Raw genomic sequence first — 24,861 nt, 5'->3', positions numbered from 1 at the left:
TCTTTTACTTTCTTTATTAAAAATAGTTTTGATAAGTTTACATAGGAAAGTATTTTTAACTTAGTCGATAATTTGCTATTTTAGCTCATATCATAATGACTATTTCCCACGGTACGTTTAATTGTCGTCAGAATTTATAAATAATATGGATGAATCTTCAAACGAAGAAAGCAATAAACAATTAACAGGTGTGCAACGACTTTTAGAAGCGGGCTTGTTATTTTTTAGCGTTTTTGCGATGTTTTTAATGTTAGCACTGTTTAGTTTTGATCCAGCGGATCCCGGCTGGGCTCAAACAGGCTATCAAACACCAGTAAGAAATTTAGGTGGTGCTGTTGGTGCTTATTTTTCGGATTTATTACTGAATCTTTTCGGCTTCATTGCCTATACCTTACCATTTGTTGTTGCCATTGTTGGTTGGTTATTATTTCAAAAGTTCCATCAACTCATGGAATTAGACTATTTAACATTGGGTTTAAAGCTGATTGGTTTTTTTATGTTTTATCTTGGCATCACGTCGATTGCGAGTATGAACTTTGATGACATTTTTTATTTTTCGGCGGGCGGAATTTTTGGGGATGTACTGAGTAATACATTATTACCTTACTTTTCATTTGTTGGTAGCACATTAATATTTTTACTGTTTACTTGCGCAGGCTTTGTATTATTAACTGGATTTTCTTGGATCAAGTTTATTGATGCAGTAGGTCAATATACTATTGCAGGTTGTATTGCTTTATTTCACTTTCCAAAATGGTTACAAACACATTTTGGCACAGCAGCAGAAGACAAAGATAATAGTTCAATAAGCTCTCAAGTTGAGACAGATGAAGATATCGATAAGGCGTTAATACATAAAGAGACTGAATCAAATAAAGAAAGCCTTACGACTGATGAGTTAGTTGAAAAACCAAGTATTCAAAAACATTTGGCTAACGATGCTGAACATGAGCCGTTTGTTGATATCGATGAGTTATTATCTGAACCATTAACTATTAATGTTCAAGAGCATGTCAGTGAAGGTGAAATAACCGCCGCTTTTGCAAATATTGATAAACCCGATATTGCTGATGATGCACAGCCATACAAACCAGAGGCTCCAGTATCACAAGTCAATGCCAATCTTGTGGCTGACAATGGTCAAGTAAATCTCGTTGCCGATGAAGAAATTTTCAAAGGTATGCCATCGATTGACTTACTCGATAGACCAGATAAAGCACAGAATCCAGTAAACCAAGAAGAGTTAGACCAAGTTAGCCGACTGGTAGAAGCTAAGCTATTAGATTTTGGTGTTAAAGCGCAAGTTGTGTCTGTGTATCCTGGGCCTGTTATTACCCGATTTGAACTAGACTTAGCACCCGGTGTTAAAGTTAGCAAAATTACTAGTTTATCAAAAGATTTAGCAAGAGCACTGTCAGCAATTAGTGTCCGTGTTGTTGAAGTCATTCCTGGTAAATCTGTTATTGGGTTAGAATTACCCAATAAACATCGTGAAATAGTCCGCCTAAGCGAAGTTATTGCGTGTCCTGCCTTTGAAGAATCAAATTCAGCTTTAACCATGGTATTAGGTAAAGATATTGCTGGCGAACCCGTTGTGGTTGATTTAGGTAAAATGCCTCATTTATTAGTCGCTGGTACTACAGGCTCTGGTAAATCTGTTGGTGTAAATACCATGATTGTTAGTTTGCTGTATAAGTCTACGCCTGAAGATGTACGCATGATAATGATTGACCCGAAAATGCTTGAGCTAAGTGTTTATGAGGGCATTCCGCATCTATTAGCTGAAGTGGTTACCGATATGAAAGATGCAGCTAACGCTTTACGCTGGTGTGTTGGTGAGATGGAACGTCGTTATAAAGTCATGTCTGCTGTAGGTGTTAGAAACTTAAAAGGCTACAACAAGAAAATATTCGAAGCGAACGCTAAGGGCGAGCCGATTATCGACCCGCTATGGCAACCAAGTGATGGGTTAGATCAAACAGCCCCAGTACTAGAGAAACTGCCAAGTATTGTTGTTATTGTTGATGAATTTGCTGATATGATGATGATAGTGGGCAAAAAAGTCGAAGAGCTGATTGCTCGAATTGCCCAAAAAGCCCGTGCTGCTGGTATTCATTTAGTACTCGCAACACAACGACCTTCTGTAGATGTTATCACGGGTTTAATTAAAGCAAACATTCCTACCAGAATGGCATTTCAGGTTTCATCTGGATTAAACTCGAGAACAATACTTGATCAACAAGGCGCTGAGCAATTATTAGGTATGGGTGATATGTTATACCTACCACCAGGTACTGGTGTTCCTACCCGTGTTCATGGTGCTTTTATTGACGATCATGAAGTTCATGCTGTGGTAAAAGACTGGAAGAACCGCGGTGAACCTAACTATGTTGAAGAAATACTTTCTGGTGAGAATGAGCAAGATATTTTACTACCCGGAGAACAAGCAGAGGGAGCAGAAGAAGAGGAGTTAGATACGCTTTATGATGAAGCAATATCGTTTGTTACTGAAACACGTCGTGTGTCAATTTCAAGTGTGCAACGCAAATTTAGAATAGGATACAACCGTGCAGCACGAATTGTAGAACAAATGGAAATGCAAGGTGTTGTTTCTCAACCTGGTCATAATGGTGCTCGTGAAGTTTTAGCGCCACCTCCTATTAAAGATTTTTAACAGATAGTAAAGACTGAGCAGTGATGTTTAACAGATCGTTTTATTCAGCTGCTGTTCAGTGTTATTTATTTACCTTAGTATTATAATTTACGAGTTTATCAAGTACGCCTATGAAAATTTCCCAATATTTTAGCGCAAGTCTTTTATCAGTAACCTTACCATTAACCCTGAACTTTCCTGTAATAGCAGAACAGCACGTTGCATCGACTACGGTAACCAATAATTCAACTAAGCAAGCATTAATGACTAAATTAGCTAGTGTTGATTATTTTTCTGCTTCATTTAAGCAAAATATTAACAGTGTAGACGGCGAGCTATTACAAACGGGTGTTGGTAAAATATCCATTAGTAAACCGAGCCTCGTGTACTGGGAAACGACAGAGCCTGATGAAACTCTCATTGTAAGTGATGGCTTAACGTTATGGTTTTACGACCCGTTTATTGAACAAGCCACTGCATACAGTTTAGATGCTGCAATCAAAAATACGCCAATCTTATTGTTAACGAATAATGATGAAGCATTATGGCAGCAATATGATGTATCAGAATTAAAAGATGCTAAAGGTGACATCATTAAAGAGAGTTATTTAGTTAAGTCTCGACAAGAAAATAGTCAGGTTAAAACGTTAACGTTAACATTTAACGGTAAAGCGCTTTCTAGGTTTTCTTTTGAAGATGCAACGGGACAAATCAGTGAAATAATTTTATCTGATTATGATATGTCTACTAAACCTAAAGCCAACTTGTTCACGTTTACATTGCCAGAAGGTGTGAGACTTGAAGACAAGCGATAACGGTCAATCGGACAATCAACAACAAATAACAGAGTCTTTAGATTTTGGTGAAGAGTTTTCTTCATCAACAGGCTCTACTGTGAAGCAGGTTATTCCAAATAGTATTTATCAACCTCTTGCTGCGAAATTACGGCCAATCAATCTATCACAATACATTGGCCAACAGCATATTCTGGGAGAAGGAACACCGTTACGCCAAAGTATAGAACAAGGGCATTGTCATTCTCTTATATTTTGGGGGCCACCGGGTACTGGCAAAACCACGTTAGCCGAAATTATTGCTCAACATTCTAATGCAGCAATAGAAAGAATATCTGCGGTTACCTCGGGCATTAAGGATATTCGATTAGCTATAGATAATGCCAAACAGCGCATTACTGAAGGCAGCTCAAATAAACAACGTAAAACAGTGCTATTTGTTGATGAAGTTCATCGTTTTAACAAAGCTCAACAAGATGCCTTTCTTCCTCATATTGAAGATGGAACGATTATATTTATTGGTGCAACCACTGAAAACCCAGCGTTTGAGTTAAATCGCGCTATTTTATCTCGGGCACGAGTTTATACATTAAAAAAGTTAACACATGATGAATTGTTAGCGGTGTTATTAAATGCCATAAACTATTATCAAAATGAACAAAACGTTTGCTTGAACGTATCAGAAGACGCTAAACAAAGTCTTATTAAAAGAGCTGATGGTGATGCAAGACGATTACTGAATTTGGTAGAAAACTGTTTAGACAGTTTACTTTCAAGTATTACTTGTCAAACACAAGATAGTGAAGCTGAAAAGCAAATATCGTTATCAAGTGAGTTAATAAGCCAAGTTTCTGGCAGTAAAATTGCTATTTATGATAAAGGTGGCGATGCATTTTACGATTTAATCAGTGCTTTTCATAAATCTGTAAGGGGCTCAAGCCCAGATGCTGCCCTTTATTGGTATGCACGAATATTAAATGCGGGTGGCGATCCGCTTTATGTTGCGCGTCGTTTACTCGCTATCGCGAGTGAAGATATTGGTAATGCCGATCCAAGAGCAATGCAACTAGCGATTAATGCATGGGATACCTTTCAACGTGTCGGTCCAAGTGAAGGGGAAAGGGCGATTGCTCAAGCTGCAATTTATCTTGCTTTGGCTCCTAAAAGTAATGCCGTTTATACCGCGTTTAAACAAGCACTGGTTATAGCAAAACAAACCAGTGAATTAGATGTGCCTGCTCACCTAAAAAATGCCACCAGTGAAATCACCAAGTCTTTAGGTCATGGTCAAGAGTATCGTTATGCTCATGATGAACCCAATGCTTACGCCGCTGGTGAAGAATACTTTCCTGAAGCTCTAGCGCAAAGTAATCCTGAATACACTCAGTTTTACCAACCCACAGATAGGGGCTTAGAAAAACAACTTAAAGAAAAAATAAACTATTTGAAGCAGCTAGATGAGGGCAGTAATGAGCAACGCTATAAGTAACTTCACTTTATATGCCTTTGTTGCACTTGGTGGTGCATGTGGAGCAAGCTTAAGGTTTTATATTTCACAATTAGTGTTAAATTGGCTAGGAAAGGGGTTCCCTTTTGCTACATTGCTGGTTAATATCACGGGCTCGTTTATAATGGGTGTGCTTTATCAGTTAATCGAACATGAAATACTTGATATTAGTGTGCACAGAACATTAATAGGGATAGGTTTTTTAGGTGCGTTTACCACTTTTTCAACCTTCTCTTTAGATACCTTGCTTCTTTTACAACAAGGTGAAGCAGTTAAGGCTGCATTAAATATACTGCTTAATGTAAGTTTGTGTATTGCTGCCGCAGGATTTGGTTTATATCTTGTCACCACCTTAGCTAAATAACTTTTAAAATTAATAAATAATTTACGTGAACAATTATGCTTGATGCAAAACTTCTTAGAACAGATCTAGAAAATGTGGCTACTGAACTAGCCAAACGTGATTACCAGCTTGATACACAATCGTTAACCTTATTAGAAGAGCAACGTAAAGCGATTCAGGTAAAAACTCAGGAATTACAGAATGAACGTAACACACGTTCAAAGTCTATTGGTCAAGCAAAAGCGCGTGGTGAAGATATTGCGCCGCTTCTTGCTGAAGTAAGTCAACTTGGTAATGAGTTAGATGCAGCAAAAGCCGAGCAAGACGAAGTACTTGCTAAAATAAATGATATTGTCAGTGCTATTCCTAATTTATTACATGAATCAGTACCTGTGGGGGCTGATGAAAATGATAATGTTGAAGTCAAACGTTGGGGAACACCCAAGGAGTTTGATTTTGAAGTAAAAGATCATGTCGATTTAGGTCTTGCGATTGATAAAGGCTTGGATTTTGAAAGTGGTGCTAAACTAGCAGGAACACGCTTTACGGTAATGCGTGGTAAAATTGCTAAATTGCATCGCGCATTAGCACAGTTCATGTTAGATATGCATACAGAGCAGCATGGTTATCAAGAAATGTATGTTCCTTATTTAGTTAATGCAGACTCTTTATTCGGTACAGGTCAATTACCAAAGTTTGGTGAAGATCTTTTTCATACTGAGTTATCAAATAAGCAATTTTCACTTATTCCAACGTCTGAAGTCCCTTTAACAAATTTAGTACGTGATGAAATCGTTGATGAAGCTGATTTACCTATTAAGATGACAGCACATACCCCGTGTTTTAGATCTGAAGCAGGCTCTGGTGGTCGTGATATTCGTGGTTTAATACGTCAGCATCAATTTGATAAAGTTGAAATGGTTCAGATCGTTAAACCAGAAGATTCTTTTACTGCTTTAGATGAGTTAACGGGACACGCTGAAGCTATTTTAGAAAAGTTAGAATTACCATACAGAACCATGGCACTTTGTAGTGGCGATGTGGGTTTTAGTGCAACGAAAACGTTTGATTTAGAAGTGTGGTTACCAGCACAAAACACATACCGTGAAATTTCGTCATGTTCTAATATGGGTGATTTCCAAGCGAGACGAATGCAAGCGCGTTTTAGAAATAGTGAAACAAATAAACCTGAATTACTTCATACCTTAAATGGCTCAGGTTTAGCTGTTGGGCGTACGTTGGTTGCTATTCTAGAAAATTACCAACAAGAAGACGGTAGTATTAAAATACCTACGGCACTTCAACCTTATATGGGTGGAGCTACTCAAATAGGTTAATGATTTTTATTAAAGCAACAAAAGCCGGTAACTATGTTACCGGCTTTTTTTTACTGTAAAAGTTGTGCAATTTAAATGCGTATAACTTGGTCTTTGTGTTTGCATGCTTTAAAGGAGGTTATTTTGTTACGTAGTTTATTTTTACAAAGCTTATTTTTTATCACGGCTTTTATTTTACTTTCTTCATTAAGAGAGATGAGTATGCTTTCTAAGGATACAGTTATTGAAAATAACAGTGTCGCGGAAGGTATAAAATATCAAACAACAACAGGTGAGCTTCGCTCCGTAAGTGCTAGCGGTAAAACAACAATACTTTATTTTTTTGCACCTTGGTGCCAAATATGCCATGCAAGTATTAGTAATTTACAGTCTGTTTTTGAAAATAATGCTCATATAGATGTTATTGCAATCGCATTAGATTTCTCCTCAGAAAAAGCTGTCTATAATTTTATTAGCCAACATCAATTAACTTTTCCTGTTGTGTTTGGTACAGAGCAATTAAAACAACAATATGCTATTACTGCGTATCCTAGTTATTACGTACTAGATATGAATAATAAAATCACGGCGCGTTCATTGGGGTACAGTACAGAACTGGGCTTATATTTACGAACATTAACCCTGTAACTATATATTTACTCTTCGTTGTATATTTACTGTCCATAAAGTTACTTCACTGCGCATATAATAGCTGTTGCTGTAGTGATCTATACAGTGTTTGTGTACACTATTACTTTCATTATTAACATTGTGAACGTAAAAACATGCAAATTTCTGATAACTTCGATAGTGGTAATATTCGTGTCATCGATGCGACATCACCAGATAACATTCAACTTGAAATCAAACACGATAACCAATCTGAATTCTTTCAATGGTTCCATTTTAAATTACAAGCCGATATAAGCGCCGATAATGAAGCAGTAGAACATGTTATCCATTTAAATAACGCTGGAAAAGCGGCTTATGTTGAAGGATGGGAAGATTATCAAGCGGTAGCATCATACGATCGTGATCATTGGTTCAGAGTTCCTACTTCGTATGACGGCGAAAAATTAACAATTACGTTAACACCAGAATATGATTCTGTATATTTTGCTTACTTCTCTCCATACAGTTACGAAAGACACCAAGACTTATTACATAGCGCTCAATTGCAGTTAGATTGTCGTTTACAGGTTTTAGGTCAAACCCTAGACGGTAGAGATATGAGCCTATTGAAAATAGGTGAAGAAGGTGAAGGAAAACGCGTTATTTGGTTAACAGCTCGTCAACACCCGGGTGAAACAATGGCTGAATGGTTCATTGAAGGTTTTATTGACCGATTACTTGATGAAGATGATGGTGTTGCTAGAGCCTTATTAAATAAAGCCGTTTTTTATATTGTGCCTAATATGAATCCTGATGGCAGTGTTCGTGGCCATTTAAGAACAAATGCAGTGGGTGCAAATTTAAACCGTGAATGGTTAACACCGACTATGGAGCGAAGCCCTGAAGTCTTTCTTGTGCGTGAAAAAATGCTAGAGACAGGGGTTGATATGTTTTTAGATATCCACGGCGATGAAGCGCTTCCAGTTAACTTTGTTGCAGGTTGTGAAGGTGTTGTCGCTTATGATGAACGTCATAAAGCACTTGAAGATAAGTTTAAAGAAATTTTGGTGGCGATAACTCCAGAATTTCAAGATGAGCGTGGCTATGATAAAGATGAGCCGGGTAAAGCTAACCCAACCGTTGGTACTAACTGGGTAGGGAATCAATTTAAATGTTTAGCATATACTGTTGAAATGCCATTTAAAGATAATGACTTATTGCCTGATTACAGTGTGGGTTGGTCTGATACGCGTAGCAGTTTACTTGGCCGAGACTTTTTGACAGGTATCTATCACATGGTAGATGAACTCCGTTAATCGTTACATTGCTATTTAGTTAAATAAGCGATATAAAAAGATAAAAGCAATAGGTTTTAAATTTGTTAGACCTGTTGCTTTTTTGTTTACGCTTTAGGTCAACATACTGTAAGTAAACAACAATAATAAAAATATAAGATAGTGGGAGTTATTTGTGCAAGAGATTGTAAATACGTTAAATGGGTATATATGGAGTTCTGCTCTGATATATTTATGTTTAGGGGCTGGGTTATTTTTTACCGTCGTGACGCGGTTTGTTCAGATACGACATTTTTCTGAAATGTGGCGATTATTGATGTCAGGTAAAAGCTCAGAACAGGGGATATCATCATTTCAAGCGTTAGCCGTTTCTTTATCTGGTCGTGTCGGTGCTGGTAATATTGCTGGTGTTGCTGCTGCTATTGGCTTTGGTGGGCCAGGTGCAGTATTTTGGATGTGGGTTGTTGCCTTTTTTGGTGCAGCAACAGCTTATATAGAGTCAACTAACGCTCAAATTTATAAAGAAGAACATGACGGTAAATACCATGGTGGTCCAGCGTATTATATTGAAAAAGCCATGGGGCAGAAATGGTATGCATGGATTTTTGCTATAGCGACAATTCTAGCCACAGGTATTATGTTACCTATGGTTCAATCAAACACTATTGGTACTGCAATTGAACAAGTATTTGGTAGTGAAGATGTTATGTCTACTGCATTTGGCGTAATCAGTTATGCAAAACTTTATACGGCAACAGGTATTGTATTATTACTCGGCTTCATCATTTTTGGTGGCATAAAACGCATTGCACACTTCACACAAGTGGTTGTACCGTTTATGGCATTAGCCTATATTCTGATTTCTATGGTTATTATTGGTTTGCATATTGATCAACTTCCGCGTGTAGTTATGCTAATTATTGGTGATGCATTTACACCGATGGCTGGTATTGGTGCTGCAATAGGTTGGGGAGTGAAACGTGGCGTCTACTCAAACGAAGCTGGACAAGGTACTGGGCCTCATGCGGCGGCGGCGGCAGAAGTTGAACATCCTGCACAACAAGGATTAGTTCAAGCGTTTTCCGTTTACATTGATACACTTTTCGTCTGTTCAGCAACTGCATTTATGATATTAATTACAGGTACTTATAATGTCCATGGCGCAGGTGAAACCTTTATTGTTCAAAACTTGGCAGCTGATGTTATAACGAATGGTCCCGCGTACACTCAATATGCCGTTGATAGTGTATTTACTGGTATTGGTAAACCTTTTGTTGCAATCGCTTTATTCTTCTTTGCGTTTACAACCTTATTAGCTTATTACTTTATCGCTGAGAATAATGTTTACTATATAAAACGAACGTTAAAGCTACCTGCAGGTATTTTTATTCTTAAAGCGGTACTTATCAGTGCGACTTTTTACGGCACAATTAAAGCAGCAAATATCGCTTGGGGTATTGGCGATATTGGTGTTGGTTTAATGGCTTGGCTGAATATTATTGGCATTATCATTATATTCTTTATGTCTAAACCTGCACTTAAAGCACTGAAAGATTACGAACGCCAGCAAAATGAAGGCGTTGAAAAATTTACCTTTGATCCTAAATCGCTTGGCATCGACAATGCAACGTTTTGGGAAGAGAGGCTAGAAAAGTCTAATGCTGATAAAAGTCAATCTTAGCGAGAGTATGTAAATAATCGCTACAAAAGCTACTTCACTTGAAGTAGCTTTTTTTTGTTTAAATTCTGAAGGAGTTACACAAGTTTGACTTTAAATAAGCATTTATCGATCGTCTATTTTTCGCTAGTGAAATGGGATAAGTACTCAGGTATAATCTTGACAAAATATATGCGTAATTAAAGGTGGCAATATGGCAGTAATTAATTGTCCTGGCTGTAAAAAGAAAATTTCAGATAAAGCAAAGGTTTGCAATCATTGCGATCTCAGTTTGCAAGGGCTTGATGCAGACAAAATGGCCGCATTAAAAAAAGTTGAAAAAATTAATAAAGTACAACAGTTAATGAATTATTCATTTATCGCAATGATTTTATTTTGCGGTGGCTTTTTTATGATGTACTTCGATAATGTTGAAACAGGTTCACTGCGACATAATATTGCAATGGGTTGTGTTGCGATCGGTTTTATTATGTACATTATTGTTAGAATTATGCTGTTACTTACCAAACGAAAAAGTAGTTAACTATGGACTTATTACAAACAATTGATCACATGTCTGAAGATATGTATTTACGCTTAAAATCTGCTGCTGAAACGGGTAAGTGGCCTGAAGGAACAACGGTTGATGAAGCTCAGCGTCAAACCGCATTGCAATTAACCATGGCTTATCAAGCAAGACATTTTGATAATGATCAAATGCTTACCATTGGTTCAAATGGTCAAATTGTTGAAAAAAATAAGCGTCAACTTAAAGCCGAGTTTTCAGAAAATAATAGCAGCGGTGAAATAACGCCGTGTGAAAAACCGAGTAAACCTGAAGATGAAGTTTATCTAGCTAAAGATAGCATCGCTCGATTCACCGACATTTAACTCTATATCATTCATTCTCTATCAAAGTGACCACAACTTATGATTTTTTCTTCACTATTCAAAAATAAAAATAATTGGCAAAGTAAAAACAGTACAACACGTATAGAGGCAATTCAACATGAGCTTTCTTGCTGTAATGATATACAAAGGCAGGTGTTATGTGACTTGTACACTAATGATGAAAGTGAACTGGTAAGAAAAGCCGCTTTAATAAAATTAAATTCCTTTATCGAATATTTAGCAGCTTACGAACAAAATTCAAATAAGAAAATAAATGAGTTTGCTAAAAAGCAGTTGTTACTTATTTTACAGAATGAGCACGATATTAAGTTAAGTAGCGATGAGAAAATTAACTTTATACAAATAAAGCCTATTCTTTCTGTTGCTGAATTAGATCGTTGGTTAACTGTAGAGCAAGATACTCAAGTTGTTCTTGCTTTATTTAACTATTTAAAAGAGAAGAAATCTCAACAAGGCAAAAGTTATCAACAATTTGTTTTACATGTGTTTACTCAACATCAAGATGAAGAGCTTCAAAAACAGCTTATTGATGAATGTAATGACTTGAATGCCTTAGAGAAAATGTTGAAGAAGTCTTCAATCACTTCAATTTCAGAAGTCATTTCACAAAAAATTACCGCATTACATTCTGCTACAGAAAAACCAATAAAAATTAATAAGCATTTAAATTTACTTGTTTCAAAGTTTTTAGCATTAAAAGATATTGTCTTATATGAAGAATACTTATCAAAAAGAAATGAACTTGAAGCTCAATGGCAAAAAGCGCAAGTAGATCTTGCCTTTTTAGATGATGAAAGCCAAAAGTTGCTAATTAATAAATTCAATGATATTGATAGGCAGTTAACGCAAATATTTGCTGTAAAAGCAGAGAATTATCTACAAGAACAAATTGCAAAAGAACTTCAAGTAACAAAACAACGGCAAACTACGCAAATTAAAGAACGTATTACCCACTTAAACAAAGCAATTACGAAAGCTGTATTTGAAAGTGAATCGATTGAAGACGATTCTGAGCAGAAAAATTCGTTTAAGAGCTCTCTTAGTGAGACTGAAAAGGAAATACTTCAATCAAGCTTAAATAGTAAAGAACAGTCAGTATTACTATCAGAGCTTAATAACATCAAGCAAAAACTAAGTGATTTACCTAAGATTGCCGAGTCTGTTAGTCAAGCAACGCAGTTAATCTCTAAAATGTCTCAAGTTGTAGCTCCTAATCATCTTAATGAATTAAACGATAAGCAGGCGTTGTTTTCACAATGGTTAACTGACTGGAAGCGAGTAGTTATTATATCTTCAGGTGTATTGCCTGATTCAATCGTTGAAGCTTATCAAGAAATAAAAAGTACTTGGGATAAAGCATTACGTCCTTTACAACAAGAACAAAAGCAAATTTTGTCACAAGTGCGCAAAAAACTGACTGATATAAAGCGTCTTCTATCACAAGGTAAATATAAGGTTTGTTTTGGTTTATTCAAAGGAGTAAACCAGCAATATGTTTTATTATCAGAGAAGCAACAAACGCAACTACAACGCGATTACAATGCAGTAAGCGAAAAAATCTCAGAATTGAATGATTGGGAACACTATATTGCTACCCCTAGAAAACAAGAGTTACTCGATCAAATACAATTACTTGTAGATACACCGTTAGACAATCCAAATGAACAAGCGGCAAAAGTTAAAGCGTTTAGAAAACAATGGAATATGCTTGGCCATGCAGATGAAGTGTTAGATAATCAACTAAATGATCAGTTTAACAACGCATGTGAAATAGCGTTTAGTCCTTGTAGGCAGTTTTATGCTGAGCAAGAAAAGCTTAGAGCTGCGCATTTAGAAAAACGCCAGAGTATTTTAACGCTTGCTCGCGAGCTTGCGAGTTCTGTTCCTGAAAACGATCAAGAAGTCGATTTCAAAGCATTAGATGCCCAAGTAAACAAATTACAACAAAGTTGGTTAGATGCCGGTGAAGTAGACAGAAGTGTTTATCGTCCATTAAATGATGAATTCAAAGTTATTATTGGGCCTATTAAAAAGATAATTAAAGATTTTCAACAACGTAATCTAATTGCCAAAGAAAACTTAATTGAATTGGCCGAAAAAGCATTAACGAATGACGATGTATTTCAATCTATAGATCTTGTTAAGCAATATCAACAAAAGTGGCGAAATATTGGTTTTGCGGGAGCTAGTAACGAAAACAAGTTATGGCAACGTTTTAGAAAAATAAATGACGCCATATTTGCAAAACGTGATGATGTCAAAACTGAGCAGCAGCAAGCTCAGCAGGCTGTAGAAAATGATTTACTTGAAAAGTTATCTGAATTAGAAAGTGCATTCAAGAGTAAATCACCCAGTGAAATAGATAGTAGCCATGTAAATGCTTTAAAAGTAAAAGCAACAAGCTTACATGATGAGGTGTTATCAATTAAACCCGTTTTAAAAATCGTTTTAAGGAAAGTTGAAGACTTAATTAAAAGTTTGAACGAAACGTTAAACTTACTTAATGCACAAGCTAAGCAGCAGAATTGGCAATCACTTTTTGTGCTCTTAACTGAGTATATTGGTGCTGGTTACAGTGTAGAGCAAATTAATGAACACCCATGTTTTGATAATTTACTGCCTCTTTGGCAAAAGCGTTTATCTGAATGTTTATCTCAAACAAATGAAGTTGATTACAAACAACGTGCAAATAAAACCCTTGAAATTGAAGTGTTAGCCCAAGTAGATTCACCTGACGAGTTCAGCAGCGAGCGAATGGCGGTACAAGTACAGTTAATGCAACATCAAATGCAATCAGGTGCCGTTATAGATTTAGAGAAGAGTTTTGTAGAATGGTTACAGCTTGGAAAGTTAAGTGTTGATGATACCAGCTTATTAAACCGATTAAAGCCAGTGTTTTGTTAGTTATTTGAACCGATTTAATTAGCGAGAAGGGAGCATTTATTATGCTCCCTTTTTATTTAATGTGATAATTCGCCACGTAAATCTTGTGTGATCAGATTTCTAACTTCATCAAATGTTAACTCTAAACTGAGTAAATAATGTAATTTTGTTAATGTAGCTTCTAATGTCATGTCATTCCCGCTAACAACGCCCACTTCACTCAATGCATTGCCTGTAGCATAACCAGACATATTAACTTTACCTTTTATGCATTGACTGCAATTTACAACGATGATTTCGTTTTCTTGGGCTTTTTTTAAACAAGCAAGTATTGCTTTGTCTTGTGGGGCGTTGCCAACACCGTAGCTTCTGAGTATTAATGCTTTAACAGGCTGTCTAATGACATTGTCGATAACTTCACTCGTTATTCCTGGGTATAAATGAACGACACCTATTGGTTGTGGAGTAATATTTGATAGTTTTAACGTGTCTGTATTTGATTCGTTATTGGTAATACTGCCAGCAAGTAAAGTGATGTTTATACCAGCCTCTAATAAAGGTTGCATATTTGGAGAGTCAAAAGCATTAAAACCGTCTGCATACGCTTTTATGCAACGATTACCTCTAAAGAGTTTATTGTTAAAGAATAAACTCACTTCATTAATAGGGTAGTTAGCTGCGATATATAAAGCATTCAGTACGTTAACCTGACCATCTGATCTTAATTGACTAAGTGGTATTTGTGAGCCTGTAACAATAACGGGTTTAGACAAGTTCTCAAACATAAAAGATAATGCAGAACTTGTATAGGCCATGGTATCGGTTCCATGTAATACCACAAAACCATCGTAGTCATCGTAATGTGCTTTGATGTCGTTTGCTATGCGTTGCCAATCAGCGGGTGTCATGTTTGATGAATCGATTAATGGTTGATATTCATTAATGGTGAATGAGGGCATTTCGCTTCGATGAAACTCAGGTAAGCTCTCTATCGATTTTGTTAAGTGACCCATAACAGGCACAAAACCTTGATCACTTTTTTTCATGCCTATAGTGCCACCCGTGTAGGCAACATAAATTTTCTTTTTCATAGCTTTAAGACTTATAAATTACAGACGGTATAGTAGGGTTGTTGTCTTTGTTTACATTGTTATTTAACAAAGATAAACATGGCCTAGTGTAAGGTATATTCACTTTATTAAAAACAAAATAAAACGACACGCTAATATTAGTTTAGCGTGTCGTTCATTATTAAAAGGTGAACACAGGTTAGTTTTATAGTGCTTCGCAACTAACGCATAGGCTGTATATCCCTTTAGGATCATTAAATTGATTAAGCTTTGTTAACTCAGTGCTTAATGTATCAACTAATTGGCTCATTGGTTGATGAGAAACACTTGGTACTGAGACATCAATAACATCAGAAGTTATAGCTGTGCCGAAAAGGTTAGCAATAAATGTATTTCCATTAAATAATTTTTTGATAAATATATTCTTATTAGACGATTCTTTTTCAATGAGCAAAGTATCGTAATTTGTCAGATTAGCTAATTTCGCTGCTGCAACCGTCGCATCGGTTAAATTACCTAGCTCATCAACAAGCCCCAACTCTTTGGCTTTTCTTCCAGACCATACACGACCTTGTGCAATAGCATCTACTTGTTCAAAGGTCATATTTCTATTAGTCGCAACCAAGTTTATAAAGTTTTTATAACCTCGGTTTATGCTTAGCTGTATTAATTGTGCCATATCGTCAGATAAAGGTTGTGTCGGCCCAAAACCAGCGATATCAGTTGTACCAACGCCATCTGTATATATTCCGAGTTTGCTTAACGAATCTTCAAACGTCATCATCATACCAAAGATGCCAATGGAGCCGGTTATGGTTGATGGGGCTGCATAAATTTTATCTGCTGGAGCAGAAATCCAATAACCGCCTGATGCGGCATAAGTTCCCATAGAAGCAACGACGGGTTTACCTGCTTGTTTAAGTAACTCAACTTCTTGACGAATAATTTCAGATGCATAAGCACTACCTCCGGGGCTATCAACACGTAAAACAACGGCTTTTACATTATTGTTATAACGTGCTTTTCTTAATAGTTTTGCTGTACTGTCGCCGCCGATAGTCCCTGGTTTTTGAGTACCATCTAAAATAGTTCCTTTAGCAACAACTAGCGCAACTTTATCCGATGCTTGGTTGGTTAAAGTGGGGAGAGTAGTCGTGGTTGCAAGATAATCTTTGTAGCTAATATGACTATAACTATCACCTTTTTTATTTTTACCTACAAGATCGATAAGTTCAGATCTCATTTCTTGACGTGTTTTTAATTGGTCAACCCAGTTATTATTTAAAGCATAATGCGCAAAGCTGGCATCTGCTGCTGAAAACTTGGTTAACAAGCTAGTGATTGAATCATCAAAATGAGTTAACTCTAACTTTCTATATTGAGCTACATCTGCTTTATATTGAGACCATAAATCATCCAACCATAATTGGTTTGCTTCTTTTGCAGCATCAGACATATTATCTCGTATATAGGGTTCAACAGCAGACTTAAAAGTGCCAACACGAAATATATGTTGATTAACGGCTAGTTTCTCTAAGGCAGATTTAAAGTACATTCTATATCTACCGTAACCATCTAAAAGCATAAACCCTTCTGGGTTTAACCAAACTTCATCAGCAACACTAGCAAGATAATACTGATCTTGAGTATATTGATCGCCTAGGGCAATTATTTTTTTGCCTGATGATTTAAAGTCATTTAATGCTAATGCTACATCTTGAAGTTTGCTTAACCCTGTACGATGCATCCCTTGTAATTGTAGAACGATTACTTCTACTCGATCATCAACTTTAGCTTTCGCTATAACATTGACCAAATCTGATAGTAAAATTTCAGGACGATCTTCTTTCTCATCAAGCGCTTCAGTTAGAAATGCTTCCATGGGATCAATTTCAAACTTTTGCTCAACGATATCACCTACTAGATTAAGCACGAGTGCCGTTCGTTCAGGGACAATAATTTGTTCAGAATCACTAGTGATAACGGCGATAAAAGCAAATAAAACGATAAAAAACACGACATTTACTATTACTTGTCTCGTTAAAGACACTAATCGCCATAAAGCAGAAAAAAGTCTTTTAACAATATTCGGTTTACTACTCATAAAAACATCTTAATATTTAAACACTGATTTACCGCTATATTACCTTAATAAGCAGAAAACCTTAACATTTCAGATCATTTACATTGTAACTTTTTAATACATCGTAGATATTAACTTTGTTAAAAATATTATCTTTTGCGAAATAAATTATTTAAAAGTATGTTCTTATCTGTATCGATAGAATAAGACAGACAGCAACCGAGAATTTTATGAATAATGTGCTACAGAAGTTTACCCAATATCATCAATGTTTTTTGAATAAACTACCATCCTTCGATGGCATACCTGCTTTATTTATTCGGCTATATATTGCACCTATTTTTATCATGGCGGGCATCAGTAAAATGGCGGTGTTTAATGATGATATTACTGGTATCGCTAAATTTATGGCTGATCCTAATATTGTTAGTTGGTTTGGTAATAGTGAGTGGGGGTTAGGTCTACCATTTCCTGCTTTATTAGCTAACTTAGTGATTCTGGTTGAATTTGCTGGTGGTTGGCTTTTAGTTGTAGGGTTATTTACTCGCTTAATATCAATTCCTTTAATGTTTACTATGATAGTAGCGGCAACCTCTGTGCATAGTGAAAACGGATGGTTTGCCATAACGCCAACTAATTCTGATATTAGCCCAGCAAAAGTTCTCACATGGTTAGGAAGTGAGAAAGCCGAGCAAAGTTTAGTAAATAGTGAAGAAACCGCTGTTCGATTAAATAAAATGAAGGCATTGCTTGAAGATAATGGCAATACAGATTGGTTATATGAGAATGGTTCTATTGTTGTATTAAATAATGGCATTGAATTTTCAGTCACTTATTTTATTTTGCTCTTAGCTTTATTTTTCATTGGAGCAGGGCGTTATACTAGCATTGATTATTATCTTTTAGCTGCGATAAAAGCCAAATCATAACCCTAATATAAAGGGCAACTTATTTGTTGCCCTTTTACAGTTTGATTGATATTTTTTAATGAAATAACACCTTAAAGATCAACACCGTTTATTAATTTTCTTTCTTGTACTGTGTTTGTTTTTTAAATGAGCGATGACATTTTCTCCCCAGTGATAGCATGTTAACCCGAGTAATATAATTAAAGCACCATAAAGCAAACTAGCACTTAATACTTCATTATTGAGAAAAATGCCTAATGTAATTGCAATAACGGGTGTCACTAATGTAATTAACGTTACGGTACTAGCTGTCAATTTTTGTAATACATAAAAATACGCATAGAAACCAATTAACGAACCAAAAACACCTAAGTATAAAGTTGCCCATACCGACTTACTTTGCCACTGCTCTATATTTAAAGAACCATCTAAAACTAACCAAGTCATTAAAAATAATGGTAATGAAAAGGTTAATGAACCAATCGTTGTTGCCAAGGGGTGAATGGCTAAACTAACACTTTTAACCAATACACCACTTAAACTAAAAAAGAATACAGCCAATAAAATAAAGATGTAACCTAAATAACTATTGCCTTCAATCGTTATATTTTCAGAACAAACAATAGCTAAACCAAGTAAAGCTATAATCATAGCGACTTGTTTAATTGCTGAAATTTTAGCTTCTTTTAATATTTTACGCGCTAATATTGCCGATAAAATAGGAGATAAACCAAAAACCAGTGACATGATGCCTGAAGATAAGTAACTAGCCGCTAGATATGAACACATCATGCCACCAAATATACCCAATGCAGAATAACTATAAAGCTTAAATGCCATACCATGCCATGGAATAGTGATGTGTTTAATCTTTATGATTATGCCGCCTAAAATAATGGCGATAATCATTCTTAGCAATACAGCTAAGCTCGGGGGAATTGACTCACTACTCCATATGATACCAAGCGGTGTCGTAGACCATATTAACAATACAGCTAAGTAGGCAATAATCACTGGCACTTTATTCTCCTTTTATTTTTGGGCATGTTGCGTATATAACAATGAAGAAGAAGAGTTGTTAGCGTGTTAGAAACAAAACAGCCGCAAAATCTGCTTCTTGCGGCTGTTGAAACTAATATATGTATTAAGTTCAAATTACCGCGTTAAAATGCCAAATACGCACAACAATATGCTGACAATTATTGACAAATTGCTGCATTGTTGAGAGTAGGCTAATCGCGGTAGTTGATTTCATACTAATGAAGTTAGTTATATTAAATAGTTAAAAATTGAACTAAGAAATCATAGTCGCTTTATCCATTAACTAAGTCAAGGCCAGTCTGTCGATATTTAACTTAAAATATGAAATAAAAGTAATGCACATACTTTAAGTTGCTTATAAACTTAGCACATCTTAATTTATGTAGTTATCAATATGAACGTTATTGAATTTTTACAGCAACGCCAATCAACGCCAATGTTAACTGGGCCAGCGCCAAGCGTTGATGACTTAAACAAAATATTAGCCGCAGGCATGCGAGCTCCTGATCATGGCGGAATAAAGCCATGGCATTTTACCGTTATTACAGGAACTGGCTTACAGCGTCTTAGTGACATCTATGTTGAAGCAATAAGCAATGAGGCATTATCAACGGGCGAACTTTCTTCAACAGGGGATTGCACGGTAGAGTTTGAAGCTAAACGCACAAAAACTAGTAAGATGCCTTTTAGAGCGCCGTTAATTATTGTCGTCAGTACAGTAAAAAAAGACCATGATAAAGTCCCCATGATAGAGCAACAAATTGCTGCGGGTTGTTGCACACATGCTATGCAAATGGCAGCTGTTTCACTTGGCTATGGCGCTATGTGGCGCACTGGTGCTTTAGCTTATAATGAAACGGTAAAGCAAGGTCTAGATATTAACCTTAAAGATGACATTATCGGCTTTTTATATGTTGGTACTCCCTGTAAAAAACAGGGGATTAAGCCAGCGAAAGCCCTAGATGGACATGTAACATTCTGGACTTAGCGAAAGGTGGAACTAACTTTTGTAAAGAAAAAAAGCGCCAACAGGCGCTTTTTGTTGATATCACTAAAAAGTAATATTTTTCATATAACGAAAGCTTAAAAAGCGGCGTTATTTGGTGTTCTTGGAAATGGAATCACGTCACGTACATTTTGCATACCGGTTGCGTATGCAACTAGACGTTCAAAACCTAAACCGAAACCAGAATGTGGCACAGTACCATAACGACGTAAATCACGATACCAACTGTAATCTGCAGGATCTAAATTCATTTCTTCAAGGCGACTATCTAAGACATCTAAACGTTCTTCACGTTGACTACCGCCAATGATTTCACCAATGCCTGGAGCAAGGATATCCATTGCCGCAACAGTTTTGCCATCATCATTCAAACGCATATAGAAAGATTTAATATCTTTAGGATAATTCTGTAATACAACAGGGCCATTGAAGTGCTCTTCAGCTAAATAGCGTTCATGTTCAGAGTTTAAGTCTACCCCCCAAGAAACCGGGTTTTCGAATTTCTTCTCACACTTCTCTAAAATAGTAATAGCATCGGTATAATCTAAACGAACAAATTCAGAATCAATAACACTGTTCAAACGGTCAATAACCGTTTTATCAACACGTTGTTGGAAGAATGCCATATCATCAGCGCGTTCATCTAATACCGCTTTTAATACATACTTAAGCATTTCTTCAGCTAAATCAGCGGCATCAGCTAAATTAGCAAAAGCAATTTCAGGCTCTACCATCCAAAATTCAGCCAAGTGTCTGCTGGTATTTGAGTTCTCAGCTCTAAACGTAGGGCCAAAAGTGTATACCTTAGATAGGGCATTACAGTATGTTTCAACGTTTAATTGGCCAGATACCGTTAAGAATGTTTCTTTACCAAAAAAATCTTGGCTATAGTCAACTTGACCATTTTCACCACGAGGTAAGTTTTCCATATCTAATGTGCTAACTCTAAACATTTCACCAGCACCTTCACAGTCACTACCTGTAATTAATGGTGTGCTGATCCAGAAATAGCCTTTTTCATGTAAGAAGCGATGAATAGCTTGAGCTAAACAGTTTCTAACACGGGTAACTGCACCACCGATATTAGTACGGGGGCGTAAATGTGCTTGTTCTCTTAAGAATTCAATACTATGACGCTTTGCTGCCATTGGATAAGTATCAGGGTCTTCAACAAACCCTAACACTTCAACACCTGTCGCTTGAATCTCAAATGATTGGCCTTTACCCGGTGATTCAACCAAAATCCCTGTCGCTTTAATTGCACAACCTGTAGTTAGCTTTAACACTTCAGACTGATAATTAGATAGGTCATTAGGTACTATCGCTTGGATAGCATCAAAACAAGAGCCGTCGTGAATGGCTAAAAACGAAATTCCGGCTTTTGAATCACGGCGAGTTCTGATCCAACCATGTACTGTAATTGTTTCATTAACAGGGTACTTTCCTGCTAATACATCAGTAATTGCTATAACTGACATTTAATGACCTCTTAAATTGCACAAATTCTGAAAAATTTGGTTTAATACTGAAAATGGAGTGATATGTTACCTTGACAAAGTATAATTGCAATGCCTAATTAACCTGATATATAACAATATTGTCACTTAATAAAATAAATTCTACTTTGGACATTTAAACTAGGTCATTTTGATGAATAAAACACAAAAGAAAGTATGGGTAGAACGTCGGCAAGCTGTGGATGGCTGGTATTATATTAAAAGCATATTGGCTGTTATAAGTTGGCTAGTTTTTCTCTTTGCTTTAGTTATGTCTTATTATGCCGCACCTGAAACTAATTACGGTGTTGTTCGCTATTATGATTTAGAAATTAGACAATTTTGGTTAACTCCCTTAACAGGCTACTTATATATATTGTTATGGCTAAGTGCATTAGGGAGTTATTTATCGATGATAGTTGGTAAATACCGTAGTAGACGAAAAATTGATCATGCTGAGTATAATTTGATCTTTCTATTAAGCATAAATTTAATTTGGCTCAGTTATTTGCTGTATCAAATACATCTTGTAAAGCAATCATAATGATTACGAATGCTTTAGTTAACCTCAGCTCGGGATAATAAATAGCTCCCTAGCAGCTATTTTTACTTACTTCTGTGTTAAATTCATAAACAATAGCATAACTATTCTTAATGAATTTGCCTTGAATTAAGAAAAACTATCAAGCTAGTGAGTTGCTTAAACCACAAGTCTAACAATTTCAAACGATTAACTTATCTCTTAACCCGAGCTGAGGTTAGTTAACTTTAGCCATTTAGTTTTTAATCATTTTCACCATTAAAACAATTATCTTCTTTTAAAACAGTCGCGATGGCATTAATGAGCTTGTCTATTTCATCTGCTTTTATAATAAGTGGTGGAATAATGTAAATTAAGTTACCAAAAGGTCTGATCCATACCCCAAGTTCAACGAATCTTTTTTGGATGTTTGCGACATTAACACTTTGGTTGCATTCAACCGCACCAATTGAACCTAAAACACGAGTGGCCTTTACTCGCTCATTTTTAGCTAAAGGTATTAGTTTTTCTGAGAACTGTTGTTCGATAAAGCTGACTTGTTCTCGCCAATTATTGTCTAATAATAGCTTTATACTTGCCACTGCGACACTACAGGCAAGTGGGTTTGCCATAAAGGTTGGCCCATGCATAAAGCATCCAGCTTCACCTTGACTGATAGTGTTGGCAATATGTTCAGAACAAAGTGTTGCTGCAAGGGTAATATAACCACCAGTAAGTGTTTTACCTAAACACATAATGTCAGGGGAAATACCTGCCCATTCGCAGGCAAATAATTTACCGGTTCGACCAAAGCCTGTGGCAATTTCATCGGCGATTAATAAAACATCATATTGTGAGCAAAGTTCACGGCATTTCTTTAAATAGTTTGGGTGATAAAATCGCATACCCCCAGTCCCTTGCACGATTGGTTCTATAATAAAAGCTGCTATCTCGTTATGATATTGCTTAAATAGTGATTCAAGTTCATGAGTTTCTTGCTCGTCCCATGGTTCATCAAATGCTACATTTGGGGCAGGGGCAAAAATATTTTTAAATAGTACTTTTTCAAAAATTTGATGCATTCCTGTAACAGGGTCGCAAACTGACATCGCAGCAAACGTATCACCATGATAACCCTTTCGCACCGTAAGTAGCTTTGTTTTAGTGACATCAGCATTGGTTTGATGACATTTCGCGTGTTGATATTGCAACGCCATTTTTATAGCAACTTCAACAGCGACAGAGCCACTGTCAGATAAGAAGACCTTATCTAAATTGTTTGGTGTTAATTCAATTAGCTTTTCACATAAGGTAATAGCGGGTTCGTGGGTTAACCCACCAAACATAACATGCGATACTTTTGAGGCCTGTTCTGTTAGTGCTTTATTCAAAGTAGGGTGATTATAACCATGTAATACCGACCACCAAGATGACATACCATCGATTAAGGATTCACCACTGGCTAAATTTATATGTACACCATTTGCATCTTTTACTAAGTATGAGGGTAGCGGAGAAGACATTGATGTATAAGGGTGCCAGATACTCTCTTTATCAAAATTAAGTAATGCCTTTAAATTGTTTGTTTGTTTATTGTTCATTTGTTAACTAATGTAAGCTTTTATTGTTGACAACATTCTCATGCTGGCTAGACTACCCGTTAAGTTAACACTATGCAATTGAGTAATTATGTCACAAGCTGTTTTTTCAACGAGTCAAGAATCCAATATTCGTCATAACTGGAATGTAAAAGAAGTAGAAGCTTTATTTGCTTTACCTTTTAATGATCTAATGTTTCAAGCCCAAACCGTACACCGCCAAAACTTTAATGCTAATGAAGTTCAAGTAAGTACTTTATTGTCAATTAAAACAGGTGCTTGTCCAGAAGATTGTAAATATTGTTCACAAAGCGCTCGAAATAAAACAGATCTTGAAAAAGAACAATTATTAGCCACTGAAAAAGTCTTAGAAGCCGCAAAAAAGGCAAAAGAAATGGGCTCTACACGTTTTTGTATGGGCGCTGCATGGCGTAACCCAAAAGAGCGTGACATGCCTTATGTCGTTAATATGGTAAAAGGCGTGAAAGAATTAGGCATGGAAACATGTATGACATTAGGGATGTTATCAAAAGATCAAGCAGATCAATTACAAGATGCTGGCTTAGATTACTATAACCATAACTTGGATACTTCTCCTGAGCATTATAATCAAATTATAACCACCAGAACTTATCAAGATCGCTTAGATACACTTGATAACGTGCGCTCTGCTGGCATGAAGGTTTGTAGTGGCGGCATTGTTGGCCTAGGTGAGGAAGCCGTAGATAGAGCATCATTACTGATGCAACTTGCTAACTTAAGTCCGCAGCCTGAAAGTGTTCCTATTAATATGCTCGTTAAAGTTGAAGGTACGCCATTAAGTGATGTTGATGATTTAGAAAGTTTTGATTTTATTCGCTGTATTGCAGTTGCTAGAATTATGATGCCTAAGAGTCATGTCAGATTATCAGCAGGGCGTTCATCAATGAATGAACAAATGCAATCGCTTTGTTTCTTAGCAGGTGCAAATTCTATTTTTTATGGGTGTAAACTACTTACAACAGAAAACCCTGAAACTGACCATGATATTGCTTTATTTGAAAAGTTAGGCATCAATACCGAAACCATTGATGATGATAACAAAGACGTTGAGTTAAAAATTAAGACCGCTGTGATTGATAATCAGCACAGTGATTTATTTCATAACGCTGCGCAATAATATTCTCA

At 36.3% G+C, this 24,861-nt stretch carries 20 protein-coding genes; 15 read left to right on the top strand and 5 right to left on the bottom strand.

Going from position 1 to position 24,861, the window contains the following annotated elements; translation table 11 throughout:
* Window positions 1–145 precede the first annotated feature (145 nt).
* From D1094_RS04515 to D1094_RS04465, 11 genes are all read left to right on the top strand, one after another.
* The gene (locus D1094_RS04515) at window positions 146–2,674 is read left to right on the top strand and encodes a DNA translocase FtsK (RefSeq protein ID WP_118958905.1); all 2,529 of its coding nucleotides are present in this window, start codon (window positions 146–148) and stop codon (window positions 2,672–2,674) included.
* 110 nt (window positions 2,675–2,784) lie between these two features.
* Entirely contained in the window at window positions 2,785–3,468 is a 684-nt protein-coding gene (gene lolA, locus D1094_RS04510; RefSeq protein ID WP_118958904.1) for an outer membrane lipoprotein chaperone LolA, read from the top strand.
* A gap of 79 nt (window positions 3,469–3,547) precedes the next feature.
* Window positions 3,548–4,936 carry a replication-associated recombination protein A gene (locus D1094_RS04505; RefSeq protein WP_118959116.1) on the top strand — a complete coding sequence of 463 codons (1,389 nt, stop codon included), beginning with the start codon at window positions 3,548–3,550 and terminating at the stop codon, window positions 4,934–4,936.
* A complete protein-coding gene (gene crcB, locus D1094_RS04500) occupies window positions 4,917–5,318 on the top strand; it encodes a fluoride efflux transporter CrcB (RefSeq protein ID WP_118958903.1) in 402 nt (133 codons plus the stop codon). Before D1094_RS04505 ends, crcB begins: the two co-directional genes overlap by 20 nt.
* Window positions 5,319–5,353: 35 nt before the next feature.
* A complete protein-coding gene (serS, locus tag D1094_RS04495) occupies window positions 5,354–6,634 on the top strand; it encodes a serine--tRNA ligase (protein WP_118958902.1) in 1,281 nt (426 codons plus the stop codon).
* Between the two features lie 123 nt (window positions 6,635–6,757).
* The gene (locus D1094_RS04490; RefSeq protein ID WP_259337817.1) at window positions 6,758–7,261 is read left to right on the top strand and encodes a redoxin domain-containing protein; all 504 of its coding nucleotides are present in this window, start codon (window positions 6,758–6,760) and stop codon (window positions 7,259–7,261) included.
* A 137-nt stretch (window positions 7,262–7,398) separates the two neighbouring features.
* Window positions 7,399–8,541: a M14-type cytosolic carboxypeptidase gene (locus D1094_RS04485; protein ID WP_118958901.1), complete on the top strand. Its 1,143-nt coding sequence runs from the start codon at window positions 7,399–7,401 to the stop codon at window positions 8,539–8,541.
* A 154-nt stretch (window positions 8,542–8,695) separates the two neighbouring features.
* Entirely contained in the window at window positions 8,696–10,201 is a 1,506-nt protein-coding gene (locus tag D1094_RS04480) for a sodium:alanine symporter family protein (protein WP_118958900.1), read from the top strand.
* A gap of 190 nt (window positions 10,202–10,391) precedes the next feature.
* Window positions 10,392–10,721, top strand: a complete 330-nt coding sequence (locus tag D1094_RS04475) for a hypothetical protein (RefSeq protein WP_118958899.1) — start codon at window positions 10,392–10,394, stop codon at window positions 10,719–10,721.
* 2 nt (window positions 10,722–10,723) lie between these two features.
* Window positions 10,724–11,068, top strand: a complete 345-nt coding sequence (locus D1094_RS04470; RefSeq protein ID WP_118958898.1) for a YeaC family protein — start codon at window positions 10,724–10,726, stop codon at window positions 11,066–11,068.
* 39 nt (window positions 11,069–11,107) lie between these two features.
* Window positions 11,108–13,993 carry a DUF349 domain-containing protein gene (locus D1094_RS04465; RefSeq protein ID WP_118958897.1) on the top strand — a complete coding sequence of 962 codons (2,886 nt, stop codon included), beginning with the start codon at window positions 11,108–11,110 and terminating at the stop codon, window positions 13,991–13,993.
* Window positions 13,994–14,049: 56 nt separating this feature from the next.
* Here the strand turns inward: D1094_RS04465 and ansA are convergent, their stop codons facing one another.
* Both ansA and sppA read right to left on the bottom strand, forming a co-directional pair.
* The gene (gene ansA, locus D1094_RS04460) at window positions 14,050–15,063 is read right to left on the bottom strand and encodes an asparaginase (protein WP_118958896.1); all 1,014 of its coding nucleotides are present in this window, start codon (window positions 15,061–15,063) and stop codon (window positions 14,050–14,052) included.
* 184 nt (window positions 15,064–15,247) lie between these two features.
* A complete protein-coding gene (sppA, locus tag D1094_RS04455; RefSeq protein ID WP_118958895.1) occupies window positions 15,248–17,146 on the bottom strand; it encodes a signal peptide peptidase SppA in 1,899 nt (632 codons plus the stop codon).
* Between the two features lie 209 nt (window positions 17,147–17,355).
* On the opposite strand from sppA, the gene D1094_RS04450 reads away from it, so the two are divergent.
* A complete protein-coding gene (locus tag D1094_RS04450) occupies window positions 17,356–18,054 on the top strand; it encodes a DoxX family protein (RefSeq protein WP_118958894.1) in 699 nt (232 codons plus the stop codon).
* Window positions 18,055–18,132: 78 nt separating this feature from the next.
* Here the strand turns inward: D1094_RS04450 and D1094_RS04445 are convergent, their stop codons facing one another.
* Entirely contained in the window at window positions 18,133–19,053 is a 921-nt protein-coding gene (locus D1094_RS04445; RefSeq protein WP_118958893.1) for a DMT family transporter, read from the bottom strand.
* Between the two features lie 415 nt (window positions 19,054–19,468).
* On the opposite strand from D1094_RS04445, the gene D1094_RS04440 reads away from it, so the two are divergent.
* Window positions 19,469–20,062 (top strand): nitroreductase family protein, encoded by a 594-nt coding sequence (locus D1094_RS04440; protein WP_118958892.1) that lies wholly within the window; start codon window positions 19,469–19,471, stop codon window positions 20,060–20,062.
* Between the two features lie 95 nt (window positions 20,063–20,157).
* Here D1094_RS04440 and asnS read toward each other — a convergent pair whose 3' ends face one another.
* Window positions 20,158–21,558, bottom strand: a complete 1,401-nt coding sequence (asnS, locus tag D1094_RS04435) for an asparagine--tRNA ligase (protein ID WP_118958891.1) — start codon at window positions 21,556–21,558, stop codon at window positions 20,158–20,160.
* Window positions 21,559–21,730: 172 nt separating this feature from the next.
* Between asnS and D1094_RS04430 the strand changes: the two genes are divergently transcribed.
* A complete protein-coding gene (locus D1094_RS04430) occupies window positions 21,731–22,120 on the top strand; it encodes a hypothetical protein (RefSeq protein ID WP_118958890.1) in 390 nt (129 codons plus the stop codon).
* Window positions 22,121–22,359: 239 nt separating this feature from the next.
* Here D1094_RS04430 and bioA read toward each other — a convergent pair whose 3' ends face one another.
* Entirely contained in the window at window positions 22,360–23,697 is a 1,338-nt protein-coding gene (gene bioA / locus D1094_RS04425) for an adenosylmethionine--8-amino-7-oxononanoate transaminase (RefSeq protein ID WP_118958889.1), read from the bottom strand.
* Between the two features lie 88 nt (window positions 23,698–23,785).
* Between bioA and bioB the strand changes: the two genes are divergently transcribed.
* Window positions 23,786–24,853, top strand: coding sequence for a biotin synthase BioB (gene bioB, locus D1094_RS04420; RefSeq protein WP_118958888.1), 1,068 nt, complete (start codon window positions 23,786–23,788; stop codon window positions 24,851–24,853).
* The last annotated feature ends 8 nt before the right edge of the window (window positions 24,854–24,861 follow it).

This window comes from Colwellia sp. RSH04, assembly GCF_003545765.1.
Classification (GTDB): Bacteria; Pseudomonadota; Gammaproteobacteria; order Enterobacterales; family Alteromonadaceae; genus Colwellia.
Note: the sequence above shows the minus strand (reverse complement) of the source record. Positions and strands in the feature narration are given on the sequence as shown.

Bases quoted from the DNA above. Each gene is read 5' to 3' on its own strand.
- ansA (WP_118958896.1), bottom strand. From the start codon at position 15,063: ATGAAAAAGAAAATTTATGTTGCCTACACGGGTGGCACTATAGGCATG.
- bioB (WP_118958888.1), top strand. From the start codon at position 23,786: ATGTCACAAGCTGTTTTTTCAACGAGTCAAGAATCCAATATTCGTCAT.
- D1094_RS04450 (WP_118958894.1), top strand. From the start codon at position 17,356: ATGAATAATGTGCTACAGAAGTTTACCCAATATCATCAATGTTTTTTG.
- D1094_RS04515 (WP_118958905.1), top strand. From the start codon at position 146: ATGGATGAATCTTCAAACGAAGAAAGCAATAAACAATTAACAGGTGTG.
- D1094_RS04470 (WP_118958898.1), top strand. From the start codon at position 10,724: ATGGACTTATTACAAACAATTGATCACATGTCTGAAGATATGTATTTA.
- D1094_RS04430 (WP_118958890.1), top strand. From the start codon at position 21,731: ATGAATAAAACACAAAAGAAAGTATGGGTAGAACGTCGGCAAGCTGTG.
- D1094_RS04440 (WP_118958892.1), top strand. From the start codon at position 19,469: ATGAACGTTATTGAATTTTTACAGCAACGCCAATCAACGCCAATGTTA.
- crcB (WP_118958903.1), top strand. From the start codon at position 4,917: ATGAGCAACGCTATAAGTAACTTCACTTTATATGCCTTTGTTGCACTT.
- lolA (WP_118958904.1), top strand. From the start codon at position 2,785: ATGAAAATTTCCCAATATTTTAGCGCAAGTCTTTTATCAGTAACCTTA.
- asnS (WP_118958891.1), bottom strand. From the start codon at position 21,558: ATGTCAGTTATAGCAATTACTGATGTATTAGCAGGAAAGTACCCTGTT.
- serS (WP_118958902.1), top strand. From the start codon at position 5,354: ATGCTTGATGCAAAACTTCTTAGAACAGATCTAGAAAATGTGGCTACT.
- D1094_RS04475 (WP_118958899.1), top strand. From the start codon at position 10,392: ATGGCAGTAATTAATTGTCCTGGCTGTAAAAAGAAAATTTCAGATAAA.
- D1094_RS04485 (WP_118958901.1), top strand. From the start codon at position 7,399: ATGCAAATTTCTGATAACTTCGATAGTGGTAATATTCGTGTCATCGAT.
- D1094_RS04465 (WP_118958897.1), top strand. From the start codon at position 11,108: ATGATTTTTTCTTCACTATTCAAAAATAAAAATAATTGGCAAAGTAAA.
- bioA (WP_118958889.1), bottom strand. From the start codon at position 23,697: ATGAACAATAAACAAACAAACAATTTAAAGGCATTACTTAATTTTGAT.
- sppA (WP_118958895.1), bottom strand. From the start codon at position 17,146: ATGAGTAGTAAACCGAATATTGTTAAAAGACTTTTTTCTGCTTTATGG.